23 protein-coding genes are annotated in these 25,750 nt (G+C 61.9%); 13 read left to right on the forward strand and 10 right to left on the reverse strand.

Annotation, left to right across the window (positions count from 1 at the left end; genetic code table 11):
- The first annotated feature begins 62 nt into the window (after positions 1-62).
- The 6 genes from LNV06_RS19465 (at position 63) to LNV06_RS19490 (ending at position 6,971) form a co-directional block, all read left to right on the forward strand.
- Positions 63-860, forward strand: a complete 798-nt coding sequence (locus tag LNV06_RS19465) for a class I SAM-dependent methyltransferase (RefSeq protein WP_411970137.1) — start codon at positions 63-65, stop codon at positions 858-860.
- A complete protein-coding gene (gene rnhA, locus LNV06_RS19470) occupies positions 857-1,348 on the forward strand; it encodes a ribonuclease HI (RefSeq protein WP_263539953.1) in 492 nt (163 codons plus the stop codon). Before LNV06_RS19465 ends, rnhA begins: the two co-directional genes overlap by 4 nt.
- 183 nt (positions 1,349-1,531) lie before the next feature.
- A complete protein-coding gene (locus tag LNV06_RS19475; RefSeq protein WP_263539954.1) occupies positions 1,532-2,767 on the forward strand; it encodes an efflux RND transporter periplasmic adaptor subunit in 1,236 nt (411 codons plus the stop codon).
- 10 nt (positions 2,768-2,777) lie between these two features.
- Positions 2,778-5,846, forward strand: coding sequence for an efflux RND transporter permease subunit (locus tag LNV06_RS19480; RefSeq protein ID WP_263539955.1), 3,069 nt, complete (start codon positions 2,778-2,780; stop codon positions 5,844-5,846).
- A gap of 61 nt (positions 5,847-5,907) precedes the next feature.
- On the forward strand, positions 5,908-6,477 hold the full coding sequence (dcd, locus tag LNV06_RS19485) for a dCTP deaminase (protein ID WP_263539956.1): 570 nt from the start codon (positions 5,908-5,910) through the stop codon (positions 6,475-6,477).
- A 119-nt stretch (positions 6,478-6,596) separates the two neighbouring features.
- Positions 6,597-6,971, forward strand: a complete 375-nt coding sequence (locus tag LNV06_RS19490) for a hypothetical protein (protein WP_263539957.1) — start codon at positions 6,597-6,599, stop codon at positions 6,969-6,971.
- An 87-nt stretch (positions 6,972-7,058) separates the two neighbouring features.
- Here the strand turns inward: LNV06_RS19490 and LNV06_RS19495 are convergent, their stop codons facing one another.
- Positions 7,059-7,322 carry a hypothetical protein gene (locus LNV06_RS19495; RefSeq protein ID WP_263539958.1) on the reverse strand — a complete coding sequence of 88 codons (264 nt, stop codon included), beginning with the start codon at positions 7,320-7,322 and terminating at the stop codon, positions 7,059-7,061.
- 189 nt (positions 7,323-7,511) lie between these two features.
- Between LNV06_RS19495 and LNV06_RS19500 the strand changes: the two genes are divergently transcribed.
- Together LNV06_RS19500 and LNV06_RS19505 are read left to right on the forward strand one after the other, a co-directional pair.
- A complete protein-coding gene (locus LNV06_RS19500) occupies positions 7,512-8,096 on the forward strand; it encodes a 2-thiouracil desulfurase family protein (RefSeq protein ID WP_263539959.1) in 585 nt (194 codons plus the stop codon).
- A 123-nt stretch (positions 8,097-8,219) separates the two neighbouring features.
- Positions 8,220-10,109 (forward strand): acyl CoA:acetate/3-ketoacid CoA transferase, encoded by a 1,890-nt coding sequence (locus LNV06_RS19505; RefSeq protein ID WP_263540253.1) that lies wholly within the window; start codon positions 8,220-8,222, stop codon positions 10,107-10,109.
- Between the two features lie 29 nt (positions 10,110-10,138).
- On the opposite strand, the gene LNV06_RS19510 is transcribed toward LNV06_RS19505, so the two are convergent.
- Positions 10,139-10,363 carry a hypothetical protein gene (locus LNV06_RS19510; protein WP_263539960.1) on the reverse strand — a complete coding sequence of 75 codons (225 nt, stop codon included), beginning with the start codon at positions 10,361-10,363 and terminating at the stop codon, positions 10,139-10,141.
- 124 nt (positions 10,364-10,487) lie between these two features.
- Positions 10,488-10,901, reverse strand: a complete 414-nt coding sequence (locus LNV06_RS19515; RefSeq protein ID WP_263539961.1) for a PilZ domain-containing protein — start codon at positions 10,899-10,901, stop codon at positions 10,488-10,490.
- A gap of 264 nt (positions 10,902-11,165) precedes the next feature.
- On the opposite strand from LNV06_RS19515, the gene LNV06_RS19520 reads away from it, so the two are divergent.
- The gene (locus tag LNV06_RS19520; protein ID WP_263539962.1) at positions 11,166-11,303 is read left to right on the forward strand and encodes a hypothetical protein; all 138 of its coding nucleotides are present in this window, start codon (positions 11,166-11,168) and stop codon (positions 11,301-11,303) included.
- A gap of 24 nt (positions 11,304-11,327) precedes the next feature.
- Here the strand turns inward: LNV06_RS19520 and LNV06_RS19525 are convergent, their stop codons facing one another.
- Entirely contained in the window at positions 11,328-12,515 is a 1,188-nt protein-coding gene (locus LNV06_RS19525) for an alpha-hydroxy acid oxidase (protein ID WP_263539963.1), read from the reverse strand.
- Between the two features lie 200 nt (positions 12,516-12,715).
- Between LNV06_RS19525 and LNV06_RS19530 the strand changes: the two genes are divergently transcribed.
- Positions 12,716-13,102 carry a YbaN family protein gene (locus LNV06_RS19530; protein ID WP_263539964.1) on the forward strand — a complete coding sequence of 129 codons (387 nt, stop codon included), beginning with the start codon at positions 12,716-12,718 and terminating at the stop codon, positions 13,100-13,102.
- 14 nt (positions 13,103-13,116) lie between these two features.
- On the opposite strand, the gene LNV06_RS19535 is transcribed toward LNV06_RS19530, so the two are convergent.
- The 3 genes from LNV06_RS19535 to LNV06_RS19545 all read right to left on the reverse strand — a co-directional run bounded on the left by LNV06_RS19535 (position 13,117) and on the right by LNV06_RS19545 (position 17,449).
- Positions 13,117-15,312 carry an ATP-binding protein gene (locus LNV06_RS19535; protein ID WP_263539965.1) on the reverse strand — a complete coding sequence of 732 codons (2,196 nt, stop codon included), beginning with the start codon at positions 15,310-15,312 and terminating at the stop codon, positions 13,117-13,119.
- Between the two features lie 273 nt (positions 15,313-15,585).
- Complete coding sequence (locus LNV06_RS19540; protein ID WP_411970144.1) at positions 15,586-16,785, reverse strand: DNA polymerase Y family protein; 1,200 nt, start codon at positions 16,783-16,785, stop codon at positions 15,586-15,588.
- Between the two features lie 169 nt (positions 16,786-16,954).
- Entirely contained in the window at positions 16,955-17,449 is a 495-nt protein-coding gene (locus LNV06_RS19545; RefSeq protein WP_263539966.1) for a hemerythrin domain-containing protein, read from the reverse strand.
- Between the two features lie 360 nt (positions 17,450-17,809).
- Between LNV06_RS19545 and LNV06_RS19550 the strand changes: the two genes are divergently transcribed.
- On the forward strand, positions 17,810-19,786 hold the full coding sequence (locus LNV06_RS19550; protein ID WP_263539967.1) for a methyl-accepting chemotaxis protein: 1,977 nt from the start codon (positions 17,810-17,812) through the stop codon (positions 19,784-19,786).
- Between the two features lie 19 nt (positions 19,787-19,805).
- On the opposite strand, the gene argH is transcribed toward LNV06_RS19550, so the two are convergent.
- Positions 19,806-21,212: an argininosuccinate lyase gene (gene argH, locus LNV06_RS19555; RefSeq protein WP_263539968.1), complete on the reverse strand. Its 1,407-nt coding sequence runs from the start codon at positions 21,210-21,212 to the stop codon at positions 19,806-19,808.
- A 113-nt stretch (positions 21,213-21,325) separates the two neighbouring features.
- Here argH and LNV06_RS19560 point away from each other — a divergent pair, with 113 nt between their 5' ends.
- Positions 21,326-22,471 carry a sensor histidine kinase gene (locus LNV06_RS19560; protein ID WP_263539969.1) on the forward strand — a complete coding sequence of 382 codons (1,146 nt, stop codon included), beginning with the start codon at positions 21,326-21,328 and terminating at the stop codon, positions 22,469-22,471.
- 39 nt (positions 22,472-22,510) lie between these two features.
- Complete coding sequence (locus tag LNV06_RS19565) at positions 22,511-23,365, forward strand: LytR/AlgR family response regulator transcription factor (protein WP_263539970.1); 855 nt, start codon at positions 22,511-22,513, stop codon at positions 23,363-23,365.
- A gap of 30 nt (positions 23,366-23,395) precedes the next feature.
- Here LNV06_RS19565 and LNV06_RS19570 read toward each other — a convergent pair whose 3' ends face one another.
- Together LNV06_RS19570 and LNV06_RS19575 are read right to left on the reverse strand one after the other, a co-directional pair.
- Positions 23,396-24,010 carry a sensor histidine kinase gene (locus LNV06_RS19570; RefSeq protein ID WP_263539971.1) on the reverse strand — a complete coding sequence of 205 codons (615 nt, stop codon included), beginning with the start codon at positions 24,008-24,010 and terminating at the stop codon, positions 23,396-23,398.
- Between the two features lie 9 nt (positions 24,011-24,019).
- Entirely contained in the window at positions 24,020-25,714 is a 1,695-nt protein-coding gene (locus LNV06_RS19575; RefSeq protein WP_263539972.1) for a response regulator, read from the reverse strand.
- Positions 25,715-25,750 lie beyond the last annotated feature (36 nt).

Below are 25,750 nucleotides of genomic sequence, written 5' to 3' on the forward strand. Positions count from 1 at the left end.
CCCGAATTCATGCCCAATTTCATGCGTCCATGCCCATGCCAGGTGAAGCGTCGATTATAGAGTTGGCATCGTGGCTGCAGACCCCGCCCGGGCGCTATTTGCTCGAATGGGAGCAGGCTCGGCTGGATGCGGTCGTGGTGGACTTGTTTGGCTTTCATGCCTTGCAACTCGGCCTGCCCGAGTTAGCCGGCTTGCAAGCCAATCGCATGCCCCACCGTTGGCTGGCTCTCGACAGAACCGAGCGTTATTCCAAAACCGCACTGACAGGGCCAGGTCTTGCCTTGTTCTGCGAGTTTGACGCGCTGCCATTTGAGAGCGCCAGTCTCGATCTGGTGGTCCTGCCGCATGCCTTGGAGTTAGCCTCCGATCCGCATCAGCTGCTGCGCGAGGCGGAACGGGTGCTGAGGCCCGAGGGGCGCTTGGTCATCTTGGGCTTGAATCCGGCGAGCAGTTGGGGGCTCAGGCAAAATCTGGGGCGAAATCTTCCAGGTCGGCCGAAACCTTTCCTGCCACAGGACGGCGAATTCATGGCTTATTGGCGCTTGCGCGACTGGTTGCGCTTGTTGAGCTTCGAGGTCGAGGCTGCGCAATTTGGCTGTTACCGGCCGCCCTTGCGCTCTGAGGCCTGGCTGGCGCGCTGGTCCTGGATCGAGCCCATCGGTGCGCGCTGGTGGCCGGTTCTGGGGGCGGTTTATTTCATCCAGGCGGTCAAGCGCGTACATGGCATGCGTTTGGTCGGGCTTGAAAAGTCTCGCAAGCCGGTGCGGGGCGCGGCCCCAGCGGTGGCGGTTCAGAGTCATCACCATGCAGGGCACCATGCGCGACATCACACACAACAACACAAAGAACAAGGTTCATGAATCAAGCGACGAATACGACCGGCCCCGAAGGTGCTACCCCCAAGATCGCCAAGCCAGTGGTGGTGATCTACACCGATGGCGCTTGCAAGGGCAACCCAGGCCCAGGCGGCTGGGGGGCTTGGCTGAGTAGCGCCGGCCACGAGAAAGAGTTGTTTGGGGGTGAAGCTAACACCACCAACAATCGCATGGAGCTGACCGCGGTGATCGAGGCGCTGGCTTCTTTGAAGAGAACCTGCCAGATCACGGTCTTCACCGACAGCGAATATGTGCGCAAAGGCATGACCGAGTGGATGAGCGGCTGGCAGCGGCGCGGCTGGAAAACGGCGGACAACAAGCCGGTCAAGAACGCCGACCTTTGGCAGCGCTTGGACGCGCTGCGCAAGCTGCATCAGGTGGAATGGCGCTGGGTCAAGGGCCATGCGGGCGACCCTGGCAATGAACGGGCGGATGCCTTGGCCAATAAGGGCGTGGCGGCGGCGGGTCGTTGAAGCACTTGGGTCTACTTGGGAGGCTTCGGGTTTGCGCCGGGCAAGGAGTTTTGTGCGCTGTGCGAGCAGCGGCCGTCGTCTGAGGATCTGAAAACGTCATTCAGACCTTTTCAAGCCGCGGGCATCGCCCTCAATCGAAGGAAATGAGCCGGCAGGCGCTAGAGTGCCCGCTCGGAGACCTGCATGACATTCAAGAAAAAATTCCATACCGTCGGAGCGCTGGCCGCTCTTGTGGCACTCAGCGCCGGCGCCTATTGGTGGCAGCATCGGCCCGTCAACGCGATGACCGGTACGGCGGCGGAAGCGAAGCCCAGCGCTGGGCAGGTAGCCCCTGGAAAGGGTGCAAACGCAGCGTCCGGCAAAGGGCCGCAAGCGAATGGCCCAGTGCCGGTGGAGGTGGGCACGGTGGAGTCAGTGTCCTTGCCGGATGACGCGCAGACCGTCGGCACCTTGAAAGCGCGTCAATCGGCGCTGCTCAAGCCCGAGGTCAGCGGTCGCATCGTCAAGCTGGGTTTCACCGACGGTCAACGCGTGCGTCAAGGTCAGGTGCTGGTGCAGCTGGATGACAGCTTGCAAGCCGCACAATTGCAGCAGGCCGAAGCGCAAGCCAGCATTGCGCGCAGCAATCTGAAGCGCAACAAGGAATTGCTGGCCCAGAGCTTTGTCAGTGCGAGCGCGGTGGATCAAGCCCAATCCGCGCTGGAGGTGGCCGAGGCCCAGGTTGCCCTGAGCCGGGCGCAGCAGAGTCGCATGCAAGTGCGCGCGCCCTTCGACGGTGTGATGGGCATTCGCTCGGTCAGCGTCGGCGACTATGTCAAAGACGGCAGTGATCTGGTCAGCATCGAAGATGCCTCTTCGATGTGGGTGGACTTTCGACTGCCGGAGCGTTTTGTCCCGCGCCTGAAGATCGGCCAAGCGGTCGATGTGGCGATGGATGCCTTGCCGGGCCGCAGCTTCAAGGCGCAAATTGAGGCTCTGGACACCCAACTCGAAGCGAACGGTCGTTCGCTGCTGGTGCGGGCGCGACTTCCGGCCAATGTCGCAGCTCAGGGTGAGCTGCGCTCCGGCTTGTTTGCTCGGGTGAGTGTCCTGCTGGCCACACACCAAAACGCCTTGTTGGTGCCCGAGGAAGCCTTGGTGCCCCAAGGTGGGCAGCAGTACATCATCAAGCTTGCAGGAGAGGCAAGTGCGCCGACCGCGCAGCGCATCGAGGCCAAGCTGGGCCTGCGCCTGCCGGGCAAGGTGGAAATTTTGTCGGGCCTGAAGGCGGGTGACCGGGTCGTCACCGCAGGTCAGGCCAAGCTGATGCGCGGCGAGGGTCAAGCGCTGAAGATCATCGACGTGGACAAGCAGGGCGCGGCTCGTGCTGGCTTGGGCGCCAACCCAGCGGTGCTGGGCGCTTCGGCGGCGAGCCGCTGAGAGGCCTGCAATGAAGATTTCTGAAACCTCCATCCGCCGGCCGGTCTTTGCGACGGTGATGTCGCTGCTTTTGGTGCTGGTGGGCATCGTGGCCTTTGGTCGCTTGGCCCTGCGTGAGTACCCGCGCATCGACGAGCCGGTGGTGACGGTCAGCACCCGCTTGGTTGGCGCTTCCAGCGAGGTGATTGAAGGCCAGATCACCAAGCCTTTGGAAGACTCGATCGCGGGCATCGATGGCGTGGAGGTGCTGACCTCCAGTTCGCGCACCGAGTCCAGCCAGATTACCGCGCGCTTCAAACTGGAGAAAAATCCCGACGACGCTGCCGCCGATGTGCGCGACCGCGTCGCCCGGGTGCGCGGCCGGCTGCCCGATGCGGCCGATGAGCCGGTGGTGGCCAAGGTGGAGGCCGACGCCCAGCCGACCATCTGGATTGCTTTCTCCAGCGAGACCCTGAGCCCGCTGGAGATCACCGATTTGGTCAATCGCGTGGTGAAGCCGCGCTTGCAGACGATTCCCGGTGTGGCCGATGTGCAAACCGGCGGTGACCGCAAATATGCCATGCGCGTCTGGCTGGATGCGGATCGCCTGGCGGCCTACAAACTGACGGTGCAGGATGTCGAAGACGCCTTGCGCAAGCAGAACCTGGAGGTGCCGGCCGGCCGCATCGAGAGCCAGCAGCGCGAATTCAGCGTGACGGCGCGCACCGACCTGAACACGGTGGCCGAGTTCTCCGAAGTGATGATCAGGCAAACCGGCGGTTTCGCGGTGCGCTTGAAGGATGTGGCTCGCATCGAAGAGGCGGCATCCAGCGAGCGCTCGCGGGTGCGCTTGAATGGGGTGTTATCGGTGTCTTTGGGCGTGGTGCGTCAAGCCACGGCCAACCCGCTGGAGGTGTCGGAAGCGGTGCGCGAGATGATGCCCAAGCTGCAGGCCGACCTGCCGGACAGCATCAAGGTTTTGCCCGCCAACGACAACTCGGTTTTCATTGATCGTTCGATTAAGTCGGTGTACCACACCATTGGCGAGGCCGTGGTCTTGGTGGCGTTGGTGGTGTTTGTCTTCCTGCGCACCCTGCGGGCTTCCATCATTCCGCTGTTGACGATTCCGATCAGCTTGATCGGCTCCTTCGCGCTGATGGCCGCCGCCGGCTTCACCGTCAACACGCTGACCTTGCTGGCCTTGGTGCTGGCCATCGGCCTGGTGGTGGACGATGCCATCGTGGTGCTGGAGAACATCTTCCGCCATATCGAGGAGGGGCTGGAGCCCTTTCAGGCGGCGCTGAAGGGCGCCAAGGAAATTGCCTTCGCTGTCTTGGCCATGACGATGACCTTGGCGGCGGTGTTCGCGCCGCTGGCTTTCACGCCGGGGCGCACGGGGCGATTGTTTGTCGAGTTCGCCTTGACGCTAGCTGGCGCTGTGATCGTTTCCGGCTTTGTGGCGCTGACGCTAACGCCCATGATGTGCAGCAAGCTCTTGCGCCATAACGCCAAGCCCAGCCGCTTTGATCGTGGCATGGAGCGGGTGCTGGTGTGGATCAGCGAGCGCTATGCCGCCGCGCTGCGTTTTGCCTTGCGGGCACGTTGGTTGGTGGTGCTCGTGATGCTGGCCTCGGGCGGTGCGAGTTGGTGGCTATTCACCACCACCAAGTCGGAATTGGCGCCCATGGAAGACCGTGGCGTCATCGTGATGCCCATCAGCGCGCCGGATGGCTCCACCTTGGCTTTCACCGCGCGCTATCTGGATGCAGTGGACCGCATCGCGGCGCAATACCCGGAGTTTGACCGCGCCTTTTTGTTCTCGGGTGGTGGCGGCGTGTCTTCGGGCCTGGCGATCTTGCGCACCGTGGATTGGTCGGACCGCACTCGCTCAACTCAAGAGATCGCCCGCAAGATGCTGCCTCAAGTGAGCATGCTGCCGGGCGTGCAGGCTTTCCCGACCACGCCGGCCAGTCTGGGCCAGGGCTTTACTGCACGGCCGGTCAACTTCGTGGTGGTCACCAGCGACAGCTATGCCAATTTGGCCAAGGTGACGCAGGCCATGATGGCCGAGATGGGCAAGAACCCCGGCTTGATCCAGCCTGACAATGATTTGCGCCTGAACAAGCCCGAGCTGTACATGGCGGTGGATCGTGAACGCGCCGCCGATCTGGGCGTGCCGGTGGACCAGATTGCGCGCACGGTGGAGACCATGCTGGGCAGTCGCGCGGTCACGCGTTACAAGCGGGGTGCTGATCAATACGATGTGCTGGTGCAAACCGAGGCGGCCAGCCGCAGTACGCCGGAGCAGATTGAAAAACTGTTTGTGCGTGGCCGCGGCGACACCATGGTGCCGCTGTCTAGCCTGGTCAAAGTGGAAGAGGCGGTCAGCCCGCGCGAATTGAATCACTTCAACCAGCGGCGCTCGGTGACGCTGTCCGCCAACTTGGCCCCGGGCTACGCCCTGGGTGAAGCCCTGGCCTTCATGGACAAGACCGCCGCCAAGGTGCTGCCGGTGGGCTATGCCACCGAGTTGAACGGCGTGTCGCGCGAGTACAAGTCCAGCAGCGGCGCGCTGGGCCTGGTGTTTGTGTTGGCACTTCTGTTCATCTTTTTGGTCTTGTCGGCGCAGTTCGAGAGTTTTATCGACCCTTTTGTGATCATGCTCTCGGTGCCCCTGTCGATGGTGGGTGCGCTGGCGGCCTTGCAATGGTCGGGCGGCACGCTCAACGTCTACTCGCAGATCGGCTTGATCACGCTGGTGGGCCTGATCACCAAGCATGGCATTTTGATTGTGGAGTTCAGTAATCAACTGCGCCAGCAAGGCCGCGAGGTCAAGGAAGCCGTGATCGAAGCTGCGGCCTTGCGTCTGCGTCCCATCTTGATGACCACCGGAGCGATGGTGCTGGGCGCCTTGCCCTTGGCCTTGGCCACGGGCGCCGGTGCCGAGAGCCGCCAGCAAATTGGCTGGGTCATCGTGGGCGGCATGAGCTTGGGTACCTTGCTCACCATTTTTGTGGTGCCGACCATGTACACCTTGTTTGCTCGCAAGGGGATTCCAGGCGAGATCACCACGCCGGCCTTGCCCGAGGTGCAAGCTTAGCGCGCAGGCAAAGTGTGCTGGGCCTGGGCCTAAAATGCGGCGCAAAACCTGGGAACATCAGATGAGCATCAAAAGCGACAAGTGGATCCGCCGCATGGCCGAACAGCACGGCATGATCGAGCCCTTTGAGCCGGGCCAAATTCGTGCCAACGCCGCCGGCGAGAAGATCGTCAGCTACGGCACCTCCAGCTACGGCTACGACATTCGCTGCGCGCCCGAGTTCAAGGTCTTCACCAATGTCTACAGCTCTATCGTCGACCCGAAAAATTTCGACGATAAGAGTTTTGTCGATATGGAAGGCGACTTCTGCATCATCCCTCCCAACAGCTTCTGCTTGGCTCGCACGGTCGAGTACTTCCGCATTCCGCGCAATGTGCTGACGGTGTGCTTGGGCAAGAGCACCTATGCGCGCTGCGGCATCATCGTCAACGTCACGCCCTTTGAGCCCGAGTGGGAAGGCTATGTGACGCTGGAGTTCAGCAACACCACGCCGCTGCCAGCCAAGATCTACGCTGGCGAGGGCTGCGCCCAGGTGCTGTTCTTTGAAAGTGACGAGGTCTGCGAGACCAGCTACAAAGACCGCGGCGGCAAGTACCAGGGGCAGCGTGGCGTGACCCTGCCCAAGACTTGATCTTTGGGGTGCTCCCAAAACTTGAACTGAATCAGCGGGTGAAAGGCCTGCTTTTTCCGATTTAAGTTTTCGCCTCGGCCGGCAAGATGGCGCCATCTCCCGTCCTTGCCGAGGTTGTCATGAACAAGGTCTACCATCTGCTCCCCAATCCGCAGCTGAACGCGCCGGTCTTTTTTGATCTGCGCGAACAGGGCGGGCCCGACTATTTGCTGGGCGGCTGCGCATTGGACCCTTCGCTGCGCCCTCAAACGAGCGTCGATCTGGGTTCTTTGCTGGTGGGTCCAGTGGATGGCTCCGAACTGCAGCGCTTTCAGCAGCTGATGCAGATGGAGGGTCAGGTCTTGCAGCCCACCCGCATGATGTACGACCGGCTCTATGCTTGCGAGCGTTTGGCGGTAGGGCATGCCAGTTCCAACTTGGTTTTGCGCGACCTGGCTTTGAAGCTGTTCAACAGCTACCAACAAGCCGGCGAGTGGATCGGTTTGGCACACTGAAGCCCGTGCCTCTTCCTTGGGCTTCCAGCCCAGTGACTTCAAGCCCTCGTTCCGCGAGGGCTTTGTCGTTTTGGGGCCTGTGCGTGATCAGAGCGCCGTCAGCCAGTCGCAGCGCAGTCGGCCGCTGTGGTGCAGACGCAGACGCCATTGGGCATAAAAGCCCGGCAACATGAAGCCGGCCGGGCATAGCGGCAAGAAGATCCAAGCGTGAATCAGCAAGAGCGCCGGCAATGCCACCCAACCCAAGACCCAAGCGGTCAGCACCAAGTCCCAGGCATGCAGTTCCACCGGGTGGCGGCGACCATGCAAAAACAGCCAGCGTTTGATCGAAGTCAGTTGAATCAAAGACATGATGCACTCCCGCTGGAGCGGCTCTCACCTGTTGCGATGTAAGCTTCGCGTCAGTTGATTTATCGGCGATCTTCAGCCAAAACGCCAGCGCTTTTGGCAGCCTTTGTGCTTTTTTTGAGCCTTGTGTTTTCTATTGCTTTTGCAAGCTCACGGGCTGCTCAAGGCGAGCAGCCCAAATGATGGATCTGTATGCAATATGTTCTGGTCAGTGCCTGTTTGCTCGGCCATGCGGTTCGCTATGACGGGCTGGACAATGCCAGCCAGCACCCGGTTTTGCTTCAATGGCTGCAGGAGGGCCGGGTCTTGCCCTTTTGCCCTGAGGTGAGTGGCGGACTGCCAACACCCAGGCCGGCGGCGGAGATCGAGGCCGCCGAGTCCGCACTTGAGGGCTTAGGCGCCGCACAGCCTGCGCTTGGCGGGGGCGAAGGCGTGCTGAAGGGCGCGCGTCGCGTCATCACCTTGCAAGGTGACGATGTCAGCCAGGCCTTTGTTCATGGAGCACAACAAGGCCTGGCCCTCGCGCAAGCGCGCGGCATCCGCCTTGCGGTCATGAAAGACGGCAGCCCATCCTGCGGCAGCACGCGAATCTATGACGGCTCTTTCGCTTCGGTTCGTATCCCAGGTGCGGGTGTGGCTGCCGCCTTGCAGCGCAGTGCGGGTATCGAGGTCTTTGCTGAAACGCAATGGGACCTGGCAAAGGCCGCTTTGGATCGTCTGGAAACACTCGATGGCGAGGTCTCACAAAGGAGCGACACTGGCGAATCGACAAGCTGAGCTACGGTTTGTTCCATGGCGGGAAGAGGTGCGATGACGCTCATGCAAGAAGGACCTGCGAACCCACTCGGGCTGGAGCCGCGTATCGCCCAACGCCAAGCCCATTTGCACGCCTTGCAGGCCATGGAGCATGGCAAGGTGGTCAGCGCGGCCGAGGCTGTTGCCTTGATCCATGACGGTGATTGCCTCGCTACTTCGGGCTTTGTGGGTATCGGCTTCGCTGAGAGCTTGGCGGTGGCTTTGGAGGCGCAGTTTCTGCAAAGCGGTCGGCCGCGCAATCTGAGTCTGGTGTATGCAGCCGGACAAGGTGACGGCAAATCTCGTGGGCTCAACCATCTGGGCCATGCGGGGCTTTTGCGGCGCGTGGTGGGCGGGCATTGGGGCTTGGTGCCGGCCTTGCAAAAGCTGGCTTTGGCCGGTGAGATCGAAGCCTGGAACCTGCCCCAAGGCGTGATCAGCCAGCTCTACCGCGATATTGCGGCGGGCAAGCCGGGTCATTTGAGCCGGGTGGGTTTGGATACTTTCGTCGACCCTCGCTTGGGTGGTGGCGCGGTGAACGCGCGCAGTACTGAGGCTTTGGTGCGCTTGATGAGCATCGATGGCGAGGACTTTCTTTTTTACAAGACCTTCCCCATCGATGTGGCTTTTGTGCGCGGCACGACCGCTGATGCCGACGGCAACGTCACCATGGAGCGCGAGGCGCTGACCTTGGATTCGCTGGCCATGGCCATGGCCGCACGTAATAGCGGTGGCATCGTGATCGCGCAGGTGGAACGCTTGGCCGAGCGCGGCAGCCTGAACCCGCGGCAGGTCAAGATCCCCTGCATCTTGGTGGACGCGGTGGTCGTCGCCGACAAGCCCGAGCATCATATGCAGACCTTTGCCGAGCCCTACAGCCCGGCCTTTGCCGCTGAGTTGCGTGTGCCTTTGAGCGCTGTGGCGCCGCTGGCCATGAGTGCTCGCAAGCACATTGCCCGCCGCGCCGCGCTGGAATTGCGCAGCCATGATGTGGTGAACCTGGGCATAGGCATGCCCGAGGGCGTGGCAGCCGTTGCGGCCGAAGAGCACATCATCGATTTGATCACCCTGACGGCCGAGGCCGGCGTGATCGGCGGCATCCCGGCCGGTGGTTTGAATTTCGGCGCGGCAGTCAACACTCAGGCGGTGATCGATCAGCCCTATCAGTTCGATTTCTATGACGGCGGCGGCCTCGACTTGGCGGTCTTGGGGCTGGCGCAAGCCGATGCCCAGGGCAACGTCAACGTCAGCCGTTTTGGCTATCGCTTGGCCGGTGCGGGCGGCTTCATCAACATCAGCCAGAACGCCAAACGCTTGATCTTTGTCGGCAGTTTTTTGAGCGAAGGGGCTCCTAAGTTTTTGGCCCAGGTGGAGCAGCGCAGTTTCTCCGGCCGTGAGGCCTTGCGGCGCGGGCAGCAAGTGCTTTATGTGACCGAGCGCTGCGTGCTCGAGTTGCAGCCTCAAGGTTTGCTTCTGAAAGAGTTGGCGCCAGGCCTGGATCTGCAACGCGATGTCTTGGACCTGATGGGCTTTCGGCCATGGATGCCTGAGCCGCCTCAGCCCATGCCCGCCAGCGTCTTTGAAGAGGGCCTGATGGGCCTGAGGGCCCGCTTGTTGATGCTGCCATTGGCGGATCGCATCAGCTATGACGTGGCCACGCGCCAGCTTTTTCTTAATCTCGAACGCATGAGTGTTCGCTCGCTTGATGATGTGGAAGCGATTCGTGGAGAGGTCGAGCGACGTTTGGCGCCGCTGGGTCAGCGGGTCTGGTGCGTCGTCAATTACGACCATTTCCATCTCGACCCGCAGGTGGCCGATGCTTATGCAGCCATGGTGCGTGAACTCAGTGAGCGCTATTACGAGAACGTCACCCGCTATGGCAAAGCGGGCTTCAATCGAAGCCTGCTCGGCGCCGCTTTGAAGGCGCGCGGCATGGCGCCGCATTTGTTCGACTCAGCCCAGCAGGCCTTGCTGGAGGTCAAAGGCCCGGTTTGAGGGCAGGCTTTTGGCTTGGTGTGGCCAGTTCAGCGCAGCCGGTGGAAGCTCAGCTGATCGAACAAGAGTTCGCCCATGGCTGGGCGCTGGTGTTCGCTGAGGATCTCGACCAAGCCCATCGAGGCCCAATGTTTGAATTCACGCGCCGCTCGGTCAAAGACCCAAGGGTTCTCCAAGCTGCTGCCGGCGTTGGGCAGATCGGTCGGCAGACCCATTTGTGAGTCCAGATAGACGTCGCGAGCAAGCGTATGCATAGGGTCACCTTTTTAATGATGCGCAGGCCTGTAACGAAAGCCACGCGGTCTTGATGGGCGAAATTGCGAAATTGCGAAACTGCGCTACAGGGCGAGCAGTGCTTAGATCAGCAGCGTGCGGCCATTACAGCGGCAGCAAAACGCAGCGCACCCAAACTTTGCGCTGGGCAAAGCTCTCGAAACTGCTCAAGAACTCGGCCGCTGGGCTGTCGGTGCCTAGATATTCAAAACCGTTGACGTCGACCATGGCCGTCAGAGACTCGGACCAGGCACGGCGCAGCTGAGCGCTGAAGGGCTGGATGCCATGGCCCTCGTCCAGCAGCAGCTTGAGTTGGTAGCGCGCGGCCGAGAGCGGAAATTCGGCATTGGTCAGAATTTGCAGGCCGCCTTTGCTGACATTGGCGACCACGCCGGCATGTCCCTCGAGATCCTGCTCGGGCTTGAAGACCCACACCGGCATTTGCTCTCTTTCGACCGGGATCAGGAAGAACTCGACCCGTTGGTCCTTGCGTTTGTCTGTCGTTGCTTGTTGGTTCACGAGAGGTCCAGCTTGACTGAGAGTGGCGATATGCAGACCCCATTGGGCACTGCGCAGATGAACTGCGCGTGACAGTCTTCACTCCGCAGTCGAGGCCCTCAGTCCCCTGTGCCGTGGTTTCTTGTGGATTTGTCTCTCAACAAAAAACAAGAAAGCAAATGGCCGACAAACGTGCGTTATTTCGCCGACAAAAAGGCCGGCAGGTACTAATCTGCATGTGTCCGTTTCTCGTGCTTTTTTGTTTCACAGCTCGGAGAGAAGATCATGTCCCTGGATATCAACAAAACCGAACAATCCTGGTTTGAGCCCATTTGGGTGCGGATTCCGGTGGTGCTGCTGCTCGGCTTGCTGGGTATTTTGGGACTGCAACTGATCATGGACTGGCTGTCGCGGGCGATCTGAAGTCGCCCAATTCGAGCGCGCGCCTCAAGGCGGGGCGCTGCCGGCGAAGCTGCCGGGATAGGTGCCGGGATAGGTGCCCGGCAAGAGGATGCTGCGATCCACAGTCTCGATTTGGGTATGGCCGCAAAACGCCATGCTCAGGTCGAGCTCCTTGTGAATGATCTCCAGCGCCTTGCTCACGCCGGCTTCGCCCATGGCACCCAGGCCATATAAAAAGGCGCGGCCGATATAGCAGCCCCGCGCACCTAGCGCTCTGGCTTTGAGCACGTCTTGGCCGGAGCGAATGCCGCCGTCCATATGCACTTCGATTTGGGAGCCGACGGCCTCAACAATGCGTGGCAGCGCATGGATGCTGGATTCGGCCCCGTCGAGCTGGCGGCCGCCATGGTTGCTGACGATCAAAGCGTCAGCGCCTGAGTCCACCGCCAAGCGTGCGTCCTCCACGTCTTGAATGCCCTTCAAAATCAGCTTGCCGCCCCAGCGTTTTTTGATCCACTCGACATCGCCCCAGTTCAGCTGCGGGTCGAACTGCTTGGCTGTCCACTCGGACAGCGAGCCCATGTTCTCCACGCCTTTGACATGGCCGACGATATTGCCGAACTGCCGTCTGGGCGTGCCCAACATGCCCAAACACCAGCGCGGCTTGCCCATCAGGTTGATCAGATTGGCCAAGGTCGGCTTGGGCGGCGCAGACAAGCCGTTCTTGATGTCTTTGTGGCGCTGACCCAGGATTTGCAGGTCCAGGGTCAAAACCAAGGCGCCGCAGCGCGCCGCACGGGCGCGCTCAATCAAGCGCTCGATGAAGTCGCGATCGCGCATCACATAGAGCTGGAACCAGAAGGGCGCCTTTGTGTGCGCGGCAATGTCCTCGATCGAGCAGATGCTCATGGTCGACAAGGTGAAGGGGATGCCGAACTTCTCAGCGGCGCGGGCCGCCAAGATCTCGCCATCGGCGTGTTGCATGCCGGTCAAGCCGGTCGGCGCAATCGCCACCGGCATGGCCACCGGCACGCCGACCATCTGCGTGGCGGTGGAGCGGTTCGTCATATTCACCGCCACTCGCTGGCGCAACTTGATGGCCTGGAAGTCCGCGCTGTTGGCGCGGTAGGTGCTCTCGGTCCAAGAGCCTGAGTCCGCATAGTCGTAGAACATGCGAGGCACGCGTTTCTTCGCCAAAACGCGCAGGTCTTCGATGCAGGTGATCACGGGCATGCAAGCCTCTCCACAAGCTGTTGTTCAATGCAAAGCGATGCTTGGCATGCTAGTGGAGTCGCAGCCGAATGGATTGAAAGCGGGCTGAAAAACGAGCAAGAAATTGCCTCGCAACATTCGGTGATGGGCTGGCTACACTGGCACGCATGCCAGACGCTGACTTCTCTTCTGTCCCCAAGGCCACCAGCCTTGAGTCGACGATGCCGCCCGTTCAGAAGCATGCGCTGGCCTGGCGTGTGCTGTGGCTGCTGGCGGGCCTGGCCAGTTTGGTGCTGGGCATCATCGGCATCTTTGTGCCGCTTTTGCCGACCACGCCTTTTGTCTTGCTGGCCGCCTTTTGCTTTTCGCGCGGCAGCACGCGTTGCGAGCGCTGGTTGCTGGAACACCGCGTTTTTGGCCCGATGGTGCGCGACTGGCGCGCTACCCGCGCCGTGCCGCTGCGGGCCAAGCAGTTGGCGAGCGTGATGATGGCTTTTGGCTCCATCACGGCGGCCTACAAAATGCCTCTGCAATGGGCTTGGCTGCCCGCGGCTTGCTGTGCCTGTGTGGCTTGGTGGTTATGGAGCTTGCCGACTCGCAAACCTTGAGCCAAGGCTGAAGCTCAGCCTGCGGTGCCATCCACGGGCAGGCGCAATCGCACACACAAGCCGTGCTCGCAAGGGGGCAATTCGATGCTGCCGTTCATGCGCTGCATCAGGTTTTGCACGATGTACATGCCCAGGCCTGAGCCTCCCTTGCCTCGCTTGGTGGTGAAGAAGGGTTCGAACATGCGGGCTCGCACCTCGGCGCTGGCACCCACGCCGTCGTCGGCAATGTCCATGACGATCTGCCGCCCCTCCAACCTCGCTTGGATGTGGATGCTGCCGCCGCGCCGGCCTTCGAAGGCGTGATTGATGCAGTTCATCACCAGGTTCGACAGCACCTGGGTCAGCAAGCCCGAGGCCATGCGCAGCTCAAACTCAGGATCAATCGCAACGCTGACACTGACCGAGGCTTTGCGAAGCACCGGGCTCAAGACCGAGAGCACGCTGTGCACATACTCGGCCAACTTGAAATCACTGACCGCTTCAGAGGCCTGGTCGACCGCCACTTTTTTGAAGTCGCCAATCAAACCGGCCGCCCGTTCCAAATTGCGCTCGACCAAGGGCACGCCCGCGCTCAGCCGCGCCGCCAGTTGTTGCAATTCAATGCGACTGACTTTCTCGCTGGCCAGGAGCTGGGTGAGACGCTTGGCGACATCGCTCAAGCTGGAGGCAGCTGTGACCGCCACACCAATCGGCGTGTTGACCTCATGGGCCACGCCCGCGACCAGTCGACCCAGCGCGTCGGCTTTTTCCTGTTCCATTAGCGCTTGGGTCTGTTGTGACAGCGCCAGATCGTGCCCCAGCAAGAGCCGCTCGTAGATGCGGGCCAGGTGGTTGGCATGAAACTGGTCCAGCTTGGACCAGGCGCGTATCTGCTTGCTTTGCACCAGCCACAGCACCGCTCGCAACTGCTGCTGCACAAACAAGGGAATCTCAATGCGGGAGCAGGCCGGGGCTATCCCGCGGACCCCGCTGATCTCGTTGGCCCCGCTGATCTTGCTCAGTTCGCTGCCGCAGGGATGCAGGCGCAGATCACCGAGAACGAGGGGCTCGCGCTGCTGCATCAGCAAGCGCAGATAGTCGGGCTGCTCGCGGCTGTTCAAGCGGGGTGTGGTGAGGGGCTGGGCCTCGGTCTTAGTCTTGGCTTGCTGCAAGTCGAAGCTGCCGGGCTCTTCATCGGCCCACCAGAACAGCACCTCATCCAGCGACAAAATCTCGCGGACCTTGTCTCCCAACTCCTGGGTGGCGAGCAGCAATTCCTCGCGGCTGTTCAAAGGCCATTGCTGGTTTGACAGTTCCAGCAACATGACCTCGGGCGGCTTGCGCGACAAGTCGTAATGCGCCAGCTTGGACAGGCGCTCGGGCAGGCCGAGTTGCTGGGCCTCGGTCTGCAGGTTCAAGTGTTGCCATAGGTGCTGCAGCGCGCTGTTCAAATTCCCCTGGGCTTGCAGCAGCTGGGCTAGTTGCAGATGGGCACGGCTTTCTTGGGTGCGCGATTGGATGCGCTGCGCCTGATCCAAAGCGAACTGCGCACAGCGCAAGGCCTCGGTGGCATTGCCTTGAGTCCAGGCGATTTCGGTGAGGGTTTGGCTGGCCATGCTTTCCAGCCAAGCGTGGTTCAAATGAGCGGCCAGCTGCAGGGCCAGACGGCATTGCTGCGCCGCCAGCTCCATCTGACCTCGCTCTTTGGCGGTGCGCGCGAGCTGCCAATAGGCCTCGGCCTCGAATTCCCGGTGCCCGCCTCGAATCGCAGCCGCCATGCCTTGGCGGAACTGTTGTTCGGCCTCTTCAATCTGGGCATTTTCAAAGTTGCCAACGCCCAAATTGATGGCCAGCTTGGCTTCCAGGTAGCTGTCTTCAAGATTCGCAAGCAGCAGCGCTGCATCGCGATGAAAACGCCTGCCCTTGTCCCAAGCCCCCAGGGCATAGTGGATCTGGCCCAGGCCGATGCGAGCCGCTACGCCGATTCGTAGATCACCCGCCAAGACCGCCAGATCGACCGCTCGCGACCATTTTTCGGCGGCTTCTAGATAGTCGCCATGCTGATAGGAAATCCGGCCCAAGGCTTCCAGCAATCGCGCCGATTGTTCATGCAAGCCGGCTTGGGTGGCTTGCTGCTGGGCCATGCCCAGCGCACCCCGCAGTTGCGCGCCGCGGCCGCGGTGTTCCAGCAGATTGAAGTGGGCGTAAAGGGTGTCGAAGGCCAGATCCATTTGACCCGCCTGCCTGGCACTCGCCTCCAGCCTTTCGTACAGGCGAAGTGCCTGGCGAGGGTGGCGCTGCGCGACCCGAGCCAAACGACTCAGCCATGCAGACTTCGGTTCGTGCACATGGGGGGCGGAGGGGAGCACTCAATGCCTCTCTAGGGATCGGGGCCATTTGGGCACCCTGGGCAAGGATAGCGGCGCGCTTCAACGCTGTCTGCCGGGTTTGTCGCGAGACTGTCGCGATTTCGCTGCGGCCCTGGCTGGGGACGTGGGCGGAGCTTAGAACAGCGGCAGGTTCTGCGGGCGTTCGCTGGCCGGCAGGGGCTTGGTGCTCGCGCTGCTACCTGCCTTGCGCCGCTTGGGAGCCGCCTCAGGCGCCCCCGGCCGACTCAAGCCGCCCACGCGTACACCCAGCAGTCGAATCCTTTTGTCCAGAGCGACGCGCTTCAAGCAGGCGCCAGCCGCGCGGCGTATGGCTTGGGCGTCTTGGGTGGGCGTATCCAGCGTCAGGTCGCGGGTGACGGTATGAAAGCCTTCGAAGCGCAACTTCAGGCCAATGGTTCGGCCTTGGTAGCCTTTGCGTATCAGATCGCCGGCCAGTTGTTCGCACAGGCGGGTGAAGATCTGGCTCAACTCGGCGCGGTCATGCACCGCGTGCAGATCGCGCTCGAAGGTGGTTTCCCGGCTGATGCTGACCGGCTCGCTATAGGTCACCACCGGGCGCTTGTCGCGGCCATGCGCGGCCTCGTGCAACCAGGCGCCAAAGCTCTTGCCGAATTGCGCGATCAGCATCAAAGGGTCGGCCGCCGCCAACTGCTCGACGGTTTCTATCCCCAAAGCTTGCAGCTTGGCCGCTGCTTTGGGGCCGATGCCATTGACCTTGCGCACGCCCAGCGGCCAGATGCGCTCAGGGATGTCGGACTCCAGCAACAAGGTGATGCCGTCGGGCTTGTCCAGCTCAGAGGCAATCTTGGACAGCAGCTTGTTGGGCGTGATGCCAATCGAGCAGGTCAAGCCCGTGGCGCGCAAGACCGAGTTTTTGATTTCGCGAGCAATGGCGCGCACGCCCCCCAGCGGGTCGTGCCCGACCGGTTCGCGGATGCCCGGTACCTCGCTGAGGTCGATATAGATCTCGTCGATGCCCCGGTCTTCAATCACCGGTGCCAGCTCGGCCACCGCCGCCTTGAACAGGCGCGAGTAGTGGCGATAGGCCTCGAAATCGGTGGGCAACAGGATGGCATCAGGCGCGCGCAAGGCGGCTTTCATCATGCCCATGCCCGAGAACACGCCGAGATCGCGGGCCGCGTAGGTGGAGGTGGTGATGACGCCGCGACCGGTGTAGTCGCGCAGTCGGGCATAACGGCGAGTGCCATCAGGCAAGGTGACCGGCTCATGCATGCGCCGGCCACCGATCACCACCGCCTGCCCTTTCAAATCGGGGTAGCGCAGCAACTCCACCGAGGCGTAGAACGCATCCATGTCCAGATGCGCAATCAGGCGCTCGGGCAGGGCTGAGGCATTGGCCGGCGCCGCGGCGGTGTCAGCAGCTGCGTCTACCAGCTTGGCATCAGTGGAATCGGAGGGCAGGGCGGCCATGCCGCATTGTCGGCCCAGGCTGCTGACAGCAGCTGTCAGCAGCCCATGAGCGTCAAGAGGAGCAGCTATTGCTGCCGCAGGAGCTGATGGCCTCGGCAGCGGGTGCAGGAGCATGGCTCATGGTGCCGGTCACCGGGTCAAAGCCCAGCTGATTCATATGAAAGACCAGGGCTGCGTCCATCATGTCCACATGGGCGGGCAGCCAGTTGGCCAACTCCGGGACCAGATTGCGCATCGGTTCCAGGTCTTGCTCGGCCAGGGTATGGGCCATCACCTGACGCATCACGTCCAGCACCATGGCGTGTTGCTTGCTGTGGCAGTTGTCAGCAGCGAAGCCGGTGGCAGCCATAAAGCCTTCTTCCATTGCGAAATGGGCCTCGGTGTGTTCTAAGAAACGGCGGTAGACCGGCAAAGCGCTGTTGCAATCGTTCGGCGCGTTTTTCAGCGTCCGGTCCAGCTCATCCAGCAGATCGACGAATTCTTGATGGGTTTGATCGATTTGTGGCTGATGCAGGGTCAGCTCTTCGGTCCAGCTCAGGCTTGTCATAACTTTTTGAAAATTGGCGTGATGGGACCGGATTTTGCCTTCTCAGGCTGGGGCGGCCCAAGCCCAAGCCCAAAGCCGATCCCGAGCAGTGCACTCGGTTTGCGCCAAGTCAAACGTTGAGCGCGCTTTCAGGCTTGTGCGATTGCCGTTTCAACGTAGTCCGAAAGGACTATTTTTGAGTGAACGAAAACGCAGCTTTGTGAAGATGGGTGTGGGGTGGCCGCCTACTCTGAGCGCTAGTACAAGGCCTTGGCTGCCAAGATGCCGCTGCACCGATGGTGATGGCCGGCAGGACCTTTGAGACTTCTCATGAGGCTGTTCGCGCCCGCCACGCAAAACAATCAGAGGGAACGCGCAACGATGGACGAGCAACACGCCAGTCTGGCTAACACCAGTTTCTTTCAGCATCACGGCATCTGGGCCCTCGGGGTACGGGGCTTTCGCCATCTGAGCTTCCGTGCCAAAGCCATTTGCATCAGCCTGGCTTTCGGCATTCCTATCCTGCTGTTGAGCCTGTGTTTTTTGCAGAATCAGCAAAGTCAGTTGGACGTGCTACGCAAAGAGCGCGCCGGCGTGCGTTTGATGAGCGATTTGCAGCCCTTGCTCTTGGGCTTGCTGGAGGCTCGCAACGCCACTCGCGCGATGCTGGGCGGCCATGAGCCTGCGTCGGCGGATCTGCAGCGAGCGCGTGTGCAGGTCGATCAGGCGCTGCAGCGCCTTCAAACCGAGGATGCGGCCGTGGTGTCGGCCTTGAATCTGCAAGCGCCGATTCAGGAATTGCAAGCCGCCTGGCGCGCCAGTGCCGCCGCGGAGCGTGGTGTCGATGCCCAAGGCCGCACGGTCTTCGGCCCGGTGTCCGATGCGGTGGTGCGATTGCTGCAAGCCGTGGGCGACAACGCCCGCTTGGTGCTGGACCCAGAGTTGGACAGCTTCTACCTCATCAACGCCTTGGTGCTGACCCTGCCTCAAATGGCGGAGGACCTGGGGCAGCTCTGGGGCTGGTCCAGCTATGGGGTCAGCCGTGGGGGCTTGAGCCTGGATGAGTTTCGCCGTTATGCCGTCTGGGATGCCGGCGTTTTGCACGGCATGCAGGCACTGCGAGGCCATTTGGACCGAGCCTTCAAGGCGAGGCCCGATCTGAGCAAACGCGTGGACGTGACGCTCTTGGACGAGGTTCGGCAATACCGCCAGCGGGTCAGTGATCCTTCGCAGCTATTGGCCGCGGCGATTGAGCCGGCCGAAGCCTACACCGACGGGCGCAAAGTCTTGCGTCAATGCATGGTCTTGGCCGACAGCGGTCTCAGGGCCTTGGACGAGGTGTTGGCCGAGCGCGAGGCCCATTTGGACTGGTTGCTGCAGGGCTTGCTGGTGCTGACCGTCAGCTTTGTGCTTTTGGCGGCCTATTTGTTCCATTCATTCTTCTTGGTGGTCGATGGTGGATTGAAGGAAGTGCGCCGCCATTTGCTGGCCATGACGGCCGGCGACCTGACCACCCGCCCCGAGCCTTGGGGCCAAGACGAAGCGGCGCGTCTGATGCTGACCTTGCGCGATATGCAGCAGTCTTTGTGCCAGATCGTGGCCGGCGTGCGCGATGGTTCTCAGACCATGCTCAAGGCCAGCGAGCGCATGGCACAGGGCGCGCGTGAACTGTCCAGCCGAGCCGAACGAAGTGCGGAGCGTTTGCAAGAGTCGGCCTCGGCCATGGAGCAGATCTCGGGCACGGTGCAGCAGATGGCGGCGCATGCGGCCCAGGCCGAGGGCATGGCGCGCAACAACGCCGCCGTTGCCCAGAGCGGCAGCCACCAGGTCAGCGGCGTGATGGGCAGCATGAGCGGCATCGAGCAAGCTTCGGGCCGCATGGAGGACGTGATTGGCTTGATCGACAGCATTGCCTTTCGCACCAATATCCTGGCCTTGAATGCAGCGGTGGAAGCGGCGCGAGCCGGCGAGCAGGGGCGAGGCTTCGCGGTGGTGGCGGCCGAAGTGCGCGCCTTGGCGCAGCGCTCGGCCTCCGCCTCACAAGACATTCGCACGCTGATTCGTGCCAATCTGGACTGTGTGGATGCGGGCAGTGCCGAGGTGCGCGTGGCCGGGGCCACAATGAGCCAGATTGAACAGAGCGCCTATCAGATGAAGCAACTCTTGGAAGAAATCGCTCGCGGCGCACAAGAGCAGCGCGCCGGCGTGGCGGGCGTGGGGCAGTCGGTACAACAACTGGACGCTTTGACGCAGCAAAACGTCGGCCTGGTCGAGCAAAGCGTGGCCGCTTCGCTCGAACTGCAAGAGCAGGCCGGGGCCTTGGTTGCCGGCGTGTCTCGCTTCAGGCTGCCGGTTTGAGTCTTGCTTCGCCTGGGCTTCAGCCCAGGCGAGCGCGGTGGCGGGCCACCTGGGCCCGCACCTGTGCCGGTGCGGTGCCGCCCAGGATGTTGCGCGCATTCAAGGAGCCGCGCAGCGAAAGCACTTCGAACACATCCTCGCCGATGCGGGCGTCAAACTTTTGCAGCTCGGCCAGCGGCAGGGCAGACAAGTCCAGCCCGGTGCCGATGGCGGTCTTGACCGCATGGGCAACGATTTCATGCGCGTCGCGGAAGGCCAAGCCCTTCTTCACCAAGTAGTCGGCCAGGTCGGTGGCGGTGGCATAACCCTTCAAAGCGGCGCGCTCCATGGCCTCGGGTTTGACGGTCAAGCCGCCCATCATTTCGGCAAAGATGCGCAGCGTGTCTTTGAGGGTGTCGACGGTGTCGAACAGCGGCTCTTTGTCTTCTTGGTTGTCCTTGTTGTAGGCCAGCGGCTGGCCCTTCATCAAGGTAATCAAGCCCATCAAATGGCCGACCACACGACCGGTCTTGCCGCGCGCCAGCTCAGGCACATCGGGGTTTTTCTTCTGCGGCATGATGGACGAGCCGGTGCAGAAGCGATCGGCCAGATCGATGAAACCAAAGCTCTGGCTCATCCACAGAATCAGCTCTTCTGACAGACGCGAGATGTGCACCATCACCAGCGAGGCGGCGGCGCTGAACTCAATGGCGAAGTCGCGGTCGGAGACGGCATCCAGGCTGTTTTGGCAGACCGCTTCCATGCCCAAGGTTTTGGCCACGCGCTCGCGGTCCAGCGGGTAGCTGGTGCCGGCCAGGGCGGCGGCGCCCAGCGGCAGGCGGTTGACGCGGCGGCGCACATCGGCCATGCGCTCGGCGTCGCGAGCGAACATCTCGACATAGGCCAGCAGATGGTGACCAAAAGCCACCGGCTGTGCCACTTGCAAATGGGTGAAGCCGGGCAAGATCACCTCGGCATTTTTCTCAGCCACTTCGATCAGGGCCAGTTGCAAGGCGCTGAGCAGGGCTTGCAATTCATCGATTTCGCCGCGCAGCCACAGGCGCACATCGGTGGCGACCTGGTCATTGCGGCTGCGGCCGGTGTGCAGGCGCTTGCCGGCGAGACCCACCAATTCGGTCAGTCGGGCTTCGATGTTCAGGTGCACGTCTTCCAGATCGAGCTTCCACTCGAACTGGCCGGCTTCGATTTCGCTTTTGATCTGCGCCATGCCGCGCTCAATGGCGGCGTGGTCTTCTGCATTCAGAATGCCTTGGGCATGCAGCATTTCGGCGTGGGCCAAGCTGCCTTGAATATCCGCCGCCCACATGCGCTTGTCGAAGAACACGCTCGAGGTGTAGCGCTTGACCAGATCGCTCATGGGCTCCGAGAAGAGCGCGGACCAGGCTTGGGCTTTGTTGGCGAGGGGGTTGTTCGAGATGGAGGACATGGCGGCAGACGAGGGAGACGGTGGGCAGATGGCTGACAATTCAGCGCAGCGCGATTCTATCGACGCTAGGCTCGGGATCGAGCCGCATCTTCCGTTTCAAGTCCAAGGCAGGCATGGTTCTTCCAGCAGCGAATCGAGAAACCCCGCAGGCGAGCGTCTCGCAGCAAGACCCTGCGTGGCATGAGACTGTCGGTCTCAGCAGCCGTTTTGAGCCTGCCGCTCCTGTGACCGAGTCCGGCATTGGTTCCAGCTCTGATATTGGGCGAGGCCAGGCGCTCTTTGATCCAGAGCGAGTCTTCGACGTCTGTCATGTCGGCTTGGTGCTGCGCGCGGTCTTAGGCGTGCAGGGTTTGCTGGCCTTGGGGCTGGGCCTGGCCACCAGCAGCTTCAATCAATGGGCCCAGGCCATGGCGGTGGGCACGGTGGTCACCATGTCGGCTTTGCTTTTGTGGCTGCTGCTGGTTTGCGCGGCCAAGCGAGGGCTGGCTAGCCTGGCACAACATTGGCTGTGGTTCTTGCTGCTGAGCTTGGGGGCCGGATGCGCTTCCCTGGGTTGGCAATTGCTGAACCTGGCCACCCAGGAGCCGAGTGGCGTGTTTCGACTGAGCACCGTTGCCCTGGCCGGCGCTGCCACGGCCGGCTTCTTGCTGGCTTGGTTGAAGCAGCGAGAGCGTCTGCAGCGGCCGGCCGACGCCATGGCGCAGTTGGTGGAGTTGCAGGCGCGCATCCGGCCGCACTTTTTGTTCAATACGCTGAACAGCGCGATCGCCTTGGTGCGTCTGGATCCGCAGCGGGCCGAAGGCTTGCTGGAAGACTTGAGCGAGTTGTTCCGAGCGGCCTTGGCCGAGTCCAGTGCGGTGGTCAGCTTGAATGAAGAGATAGAACTGGCGCAGCGCTATCTGGCGATTGAGCAGATTCGCTTTGGCGAACGCTTGCGCATTCGCTGGGAGTTGGACCCCAGCGCCGGAGCAGCGCGGGTGCCGCCTTTGCTCTTACAGCCCTTGGTCGAAAATGCGGTGCGCCATGGCGTTGAGCCCAATGATGAGGGCGGCGAGCTGGAGATCCGCACCCGCCGCATCGGCGCCGAGGTCGAGATTCGGGTGCTCAACAGCGTGGGCCTGCCAGCGCGAACATCCGGTCACGGTTTGGCCCTGCGCAATGTGCGACAACGGCTGCGGCTGATGCATGATGTGGCCGCACAGTTTGAATTGAATCAAGAGACAGGGCGCTTTGCGGTGCGCATCGTCTTGCCCCGTTGAGGGCATTGATTCGCGTTTGAGGACAGGAGTGAAGAGGCCATGACATTGGGGGCTGCGCTGAAGGTTTTGCTGGTGGATGACGAGCCTTTGGCGCGTCTGCGCATGCGCAGCCTGCTGGAGGCCTGCATTGACCCGCGTGCCGTGGTGGAAGCCGAAGCCTCTTCGTCCTCACAGGCTCAGCATTGGCTGCGGGAGCATGGCTGTGATTTGATCCTGCTCGATGTGCAAATGCCTGGCCCTGACGGCCTGCAACTGGCTGAAGCACTGCGCCAGCAAGAAGCCCAAGGTCTGAAGCCGCCGGCGGTCGTGTTTGTCAGCGCCCATGCCGAACATGCACTGCGCGCCTTTGATTTGGAGGCGATGGATTACCTGACCAAACCGGTGCGCCGCGAGCGTTTGCAAGCGGCCTTGCAGCGGGTGGCGCAGCGCCTGGATGAGCGGGCGGCGGCGCAGGCGCGCCAAGGGCAACCAAGCGGGCAGGGTGGAGCTCATGAACTCGACGACAGCGCATTCATCAATGTCAGCGATCGGGGGCGGCTCTTGCGAGTGCCGCTCTCAGAAGTGCTGTACTTCAAGGCCGAACTGAAGTATCTGACCTTGCGCACTGCCACACAGAGCTTGGTGATGGACGGCAGCTTGTCCGACTTGGAGCCGCGCCTGGGCGATCGCTTTTTGAGGGTGCACCGCAATGCCTTGGTGGCCAAGGCGGCGGTGCGGGAGCTCGAGCGCCATGCGCCCAGCCCGGGCGCTGAGGATGAGGCAACGACAGCGGCGATCGCTGGCGACGCCGGCGAGGGCTGGGCGGTCCGCATAGCCGGGGTCAATGTTTGGCTGGCTGTGTCCAGGCGTCAGATTGCGGCCGTGCGTGAGGCCTTGGCGGCGCAGGGCAATTAGGACTAAGACTCGAGCGCAATGGCTCAAGTGCTAAGGCAGCCAGATCTCAAAACGTGTGCCTCCGCCTTGCGGCCTGGCGGCCAAGCTCACCCGACCTTGACGCGGCCCGTTGTGATGGGCGCGGGCCACCGCTGCGCACAACTCCATGCCCAGGCCGGTGGACGAGCGGCTGGACGGATCGCTGGCGCCCAAGCCCAGGCCATCGTCTTCGACAGAAAAGACCAGAAAATCGTCGTGAAGCGCGGCGTCTAGACAAACATCGCTGCGCGCAAAGCGCCAAGCATTGTGCAGGGCTGCTTCCATGGCCAGCAACACCAAGCGCGCATCGAAGTACCAGAAGGGCGGCGCAGTAGCGCAGTCAGCCAAGCGCAATGGGGCGCCGTCGGGGCGGGAGTCGACGCGCAGCAACTGCTGCAAAAAGCCCTGCGGTGATTCATCCACGCATTGGGCGAAGAGCGCCTTGTCCGCCGATCCGTACAGCGTCAGATAAGCAATCAAGCGCTGGCGCAGCTGCGAGCAATGTTGATGGGCGCGATGGGCGCGGGGCCGGTCCGGGTCGGCCTCCAGCAGGCTCAACTCGGCTTCCAGCACGCCGAGCTGGTTTTTTACATCGTGTACAAAAAGCGCCAGCAGTTCCCGATTCATGGGCTTTGCTTATGGCGCAAGGGAACCGAGGCCAGAGTTGCCGGCTGCTTGGCGCCCGGTGCTGATTTCAAACGCGCCATTGCCCTGCAGCGCAGCGAGGGTCTCTCGCAAATAGCGCCGCATCTGGGCCACCCGGTCATTCGCGGGCAGCAGTTTCTCTAGCCGAGCCAGATAGTCGCGCACTTGATTGATTCGGCCCTCATCGGCGGTCTTTTTCAAGCGCAGTGACATGCAGTTCATCTGCGCGCATTCCAGCAGCACCGTGGTGTTGTCGGGGTACTCCGCCAGCTCGGCCTCGATGGCATGCAAGGCATCATCCAACTGGCCGCTGCGCAGCAGGCGTTTGGCTTCATACAGCCGGGTTTTGAGGCCTTGCGTGGCGGCATGCACCATCACCTCAATCTGCTCGGCATGACCGGTATCGGTCAAGGCTTTGCAGATCAGCTGCTGCATGCGGCTGTTTTCATGGTCGGCGCTGACCGATTGGCGCAGCAGGGCCAGGCCCGCCTCGACTTGGCCGGTTTGCAGCGCTGCCCGCGCCACGGCCACCGTGGCAAAGTCGGCCTTGCCCTGGCGCAAGCCGGCCAAGGCCTGGGTGGCTTCTTTTTGTGCCCGGTCGGTCTCGCCCAGCAAGGCATGGGCCTGGGCGCGTAAGGCTTGCACGACCAGATCGAACTCGGGCTTGTGCAGGCCACGCAAGGCGCTTTCGCTGATAGTTTCGAGCGCTTCCTTGGCCTCGCCGATGTCGATTTGGGTTTGCGCCAGTGCCAGGACATCTTGCGAATTCGCCGTCATTGCGCCTTGGCTGGACTTCAAGGCCTTGGCCAGGCTGGATTTGGCGGTGACCAAATCGTCGTTGCGATAGGCGCTCTCCGACAACAGGCGCAGCCGCTTGGCGGAGGGCACCACTTGCGCGGCCTGCTTGAGCGTGCTGAGGGCGCCGCCGGCGTCACCGAGGGCTTCCATAGAGCCGGCCAGCAAATCAAACGCAGCCAGGCATTTGGCACCTTCGCGGCTCTCCAAGATTTCTTCTGACAGGCGTTTGGATTCTTCGAACTTGCCGCTCGCTTTGGCGGCTCGCGCCATGCCGATTTGCGCCCACATCAGGCCAGCGCGCAGGCCCAGGGCGTCTTGATAGACCTTCTTGGCGTCATCCGGGCAGCCGAGGTCGAGCAAGACCTGACCCTTGATCTGCAGCCCGTGCATGAACCAGCGGTCTTTCTTGGCCAGCAAGGCATCGCAGGCGGCCAGGGCCGCGCCCAGGTCTTTTTTGTTCAGCTTGCGGTTGATGTCCAGCAAGGCTTGGCGCTTGTCGAGCTGGTTTTTGAGGCGGTCTTCGATATCACCCGCGGTGATGGGCTTGAGCAGATAAGCGTCAGGCATATGCTCGCTGGCCGCCGCCACCGAGTTGTAATTGCTCTCGGCCGTGATCATGAAGAACAGACAGTCGGAATTCAGCAACTGCTGCTCGCGCAGCAATTCAAACAATTGCTGGCCGTCGGTGCGGTGGTTCAGGTTGTAGTCGCACAGGATCAGGCCATAAGGCTTGGCGCGAATCATGCGCAAGGCGTCTTCTGCGGAAGCCGCGGCGTCAATCTTGCCGATGCCCAGCATGCCGAGTTGACCGCGCAGCGTGGTTTGCTGGGTGGCCATATCGTCCACCACCAGCGCTTCAATGCGGGAGTACGGAGTCTCGACGTGCATGTCCTGCCCTTCCTGCTGAACCTACTCGCTGAACCA

This window comes from Paucibacter sp. Y2R2-4 (assembly GCF_025717535.1).
GTDB lineage: Bacteria > Pseudomonadota > Gammaproteobacteria > Burkholderiales > Burkholderiaceae_C > Paucibacter_A.

Coding starts and splice junctions, on each gene's coding strand:
- LNV06_RS19520 (WP_263539962.1), top strand. CDS start 11,166: ATGTCCCTGGATATCAACAAAACCGAACAATCCTGGTTTGAGCCCATT.
- LNV06_RS19495 (WP_263539958.1), bottom strand. CDS start 7,322: ATGTCTTTGATTCAACTGACTTCGATCAAACGCTGGCTGTTTTTGCAT.
- LNV06_RS19570 (WP_263539971.1), bottom strand. CDS start 24,010: ATGAATCGGGAACTGCTGGCGCTTTTTGTACACGATGTAAAAAACCAG.
- argH (WP_263539968.1), bottom strand. CDS start 21,212: ATGTCCTCCATCTCGAACAACCCCCTCGCCAACAAAGCCCAAGCCTGG.
- LNV06_RS19525 (WP_263539963.1), bottom strand. CDS start 12,515: ATGCCCGTGATCACCTGCATCGAAGACCTGCGCGTTTTGGCGAAGAAA.
- LNV06_RS19480 (WP_263539955.1), top strand. CDS start 2,778: ATGAAGATTTCTGAAACCTCCATCCGCCGGCCGGTCTTTGCGACGGTG.
- rnhA (WP_263539953.1), top strand. CDS start 857: ATGAATCAAGCGACGAATACGACCGGCCCCGAAGGTGCTACCCCCAAG.
- LNV06_RS19565 (WP_263539970.1), top strand. CDS start 22,511: ATGACATTGGGGGCTGCGCTGAAGGTTTTGCTGGTGGATGACGAGCCT.
- LNV06_RS19540 (WP_411970144.1), bottom strand. CDS start 16,785: ATGGATGCGTTCTACGCCTCGGTGGAGTTGCTGCGCTACCCCGATTTG.
- LNV06_RS19500 (WP_263539959.1), top strand. CDS start 7,512: ATGCAATATGTTCTGGTCAGTGCCTGTTTGCTCGGCCATGCGGTTCGC.
- LNV06_RS19575 (WP_263539972.1), bottom strand. CDS start 25,714: ATGCACGTCGAGACTCCGTACTCCCGCATTGAAGCGCTGGTGGTGGAC.
- LNV06_RS19550 (WP_263539967.1), top strand. CDS start 17,810: ATGGACGAGCAACACGCCAGTCTGGCTAACACCAGTTTCTTTCAGCAT.
- LNV06_RS19530 (WP_263539964.1), top strand. CDS start 12,716: ATGCCGCCCGTTCAGAAGCATGCGCTGGCCTGGCGTGTGCTGTGGCTG.
- LNV06_RS19510 (WP_263539960.1), bottom strand. CDS start 10,363: ATGCATACGCTTGCTCGCGACGTCTATCTGGACTCACAAATGGGTCTG.
- LNV06_RS19475 (WP_263539954.1), top strand. CDS start 1,532: ATGACATTCAAGAAAAAATTCCATACCGTCGGAGCGCTGGCCGCTCTT.
- LNV06_RS19545 (WP_263539966.1), bottom strand. CDS start 17,449: ATGACAAGCCTGAGCTGGACCGAAGAGCTGACCCTGCATCAGCCACAA.
- LNV06_RS19490 (WP_263539957.1), top strand. CDS start 6,597: ATGAACAAGGTCTACCATCTGCTCCCCAATCCGCAGCTGAACGCGCCG.
- LNV06_RS19505 (WP_263540253.1), top strand. CDS start 8,220: ATGGAGCATGGCAAGGTGGTCAGCGCGGCCGAGGCTGTTGCCTTGATC.
- LNV06_RS19560 (WP_263539969.1), top strand. CDS start 21,326: ATGGTTCTTCCAGCAGCGAATCGAGAAACCCCGCAGGCGAGCGTCTCG.
- LNV06_RS19535 (WP_263539965.1), bottom strand. CDS start 15,312: ATGGATCTGGCCTTCGACACCCTTTACGCCCACTTCAATCTGCTGGAA.
- dcd (WP_263539956.1), top strand. CDS start 5,908: ATGAGCATCAAAAGCGACAAGTGGATCCGCCGCATGGCCGAACAGCAC.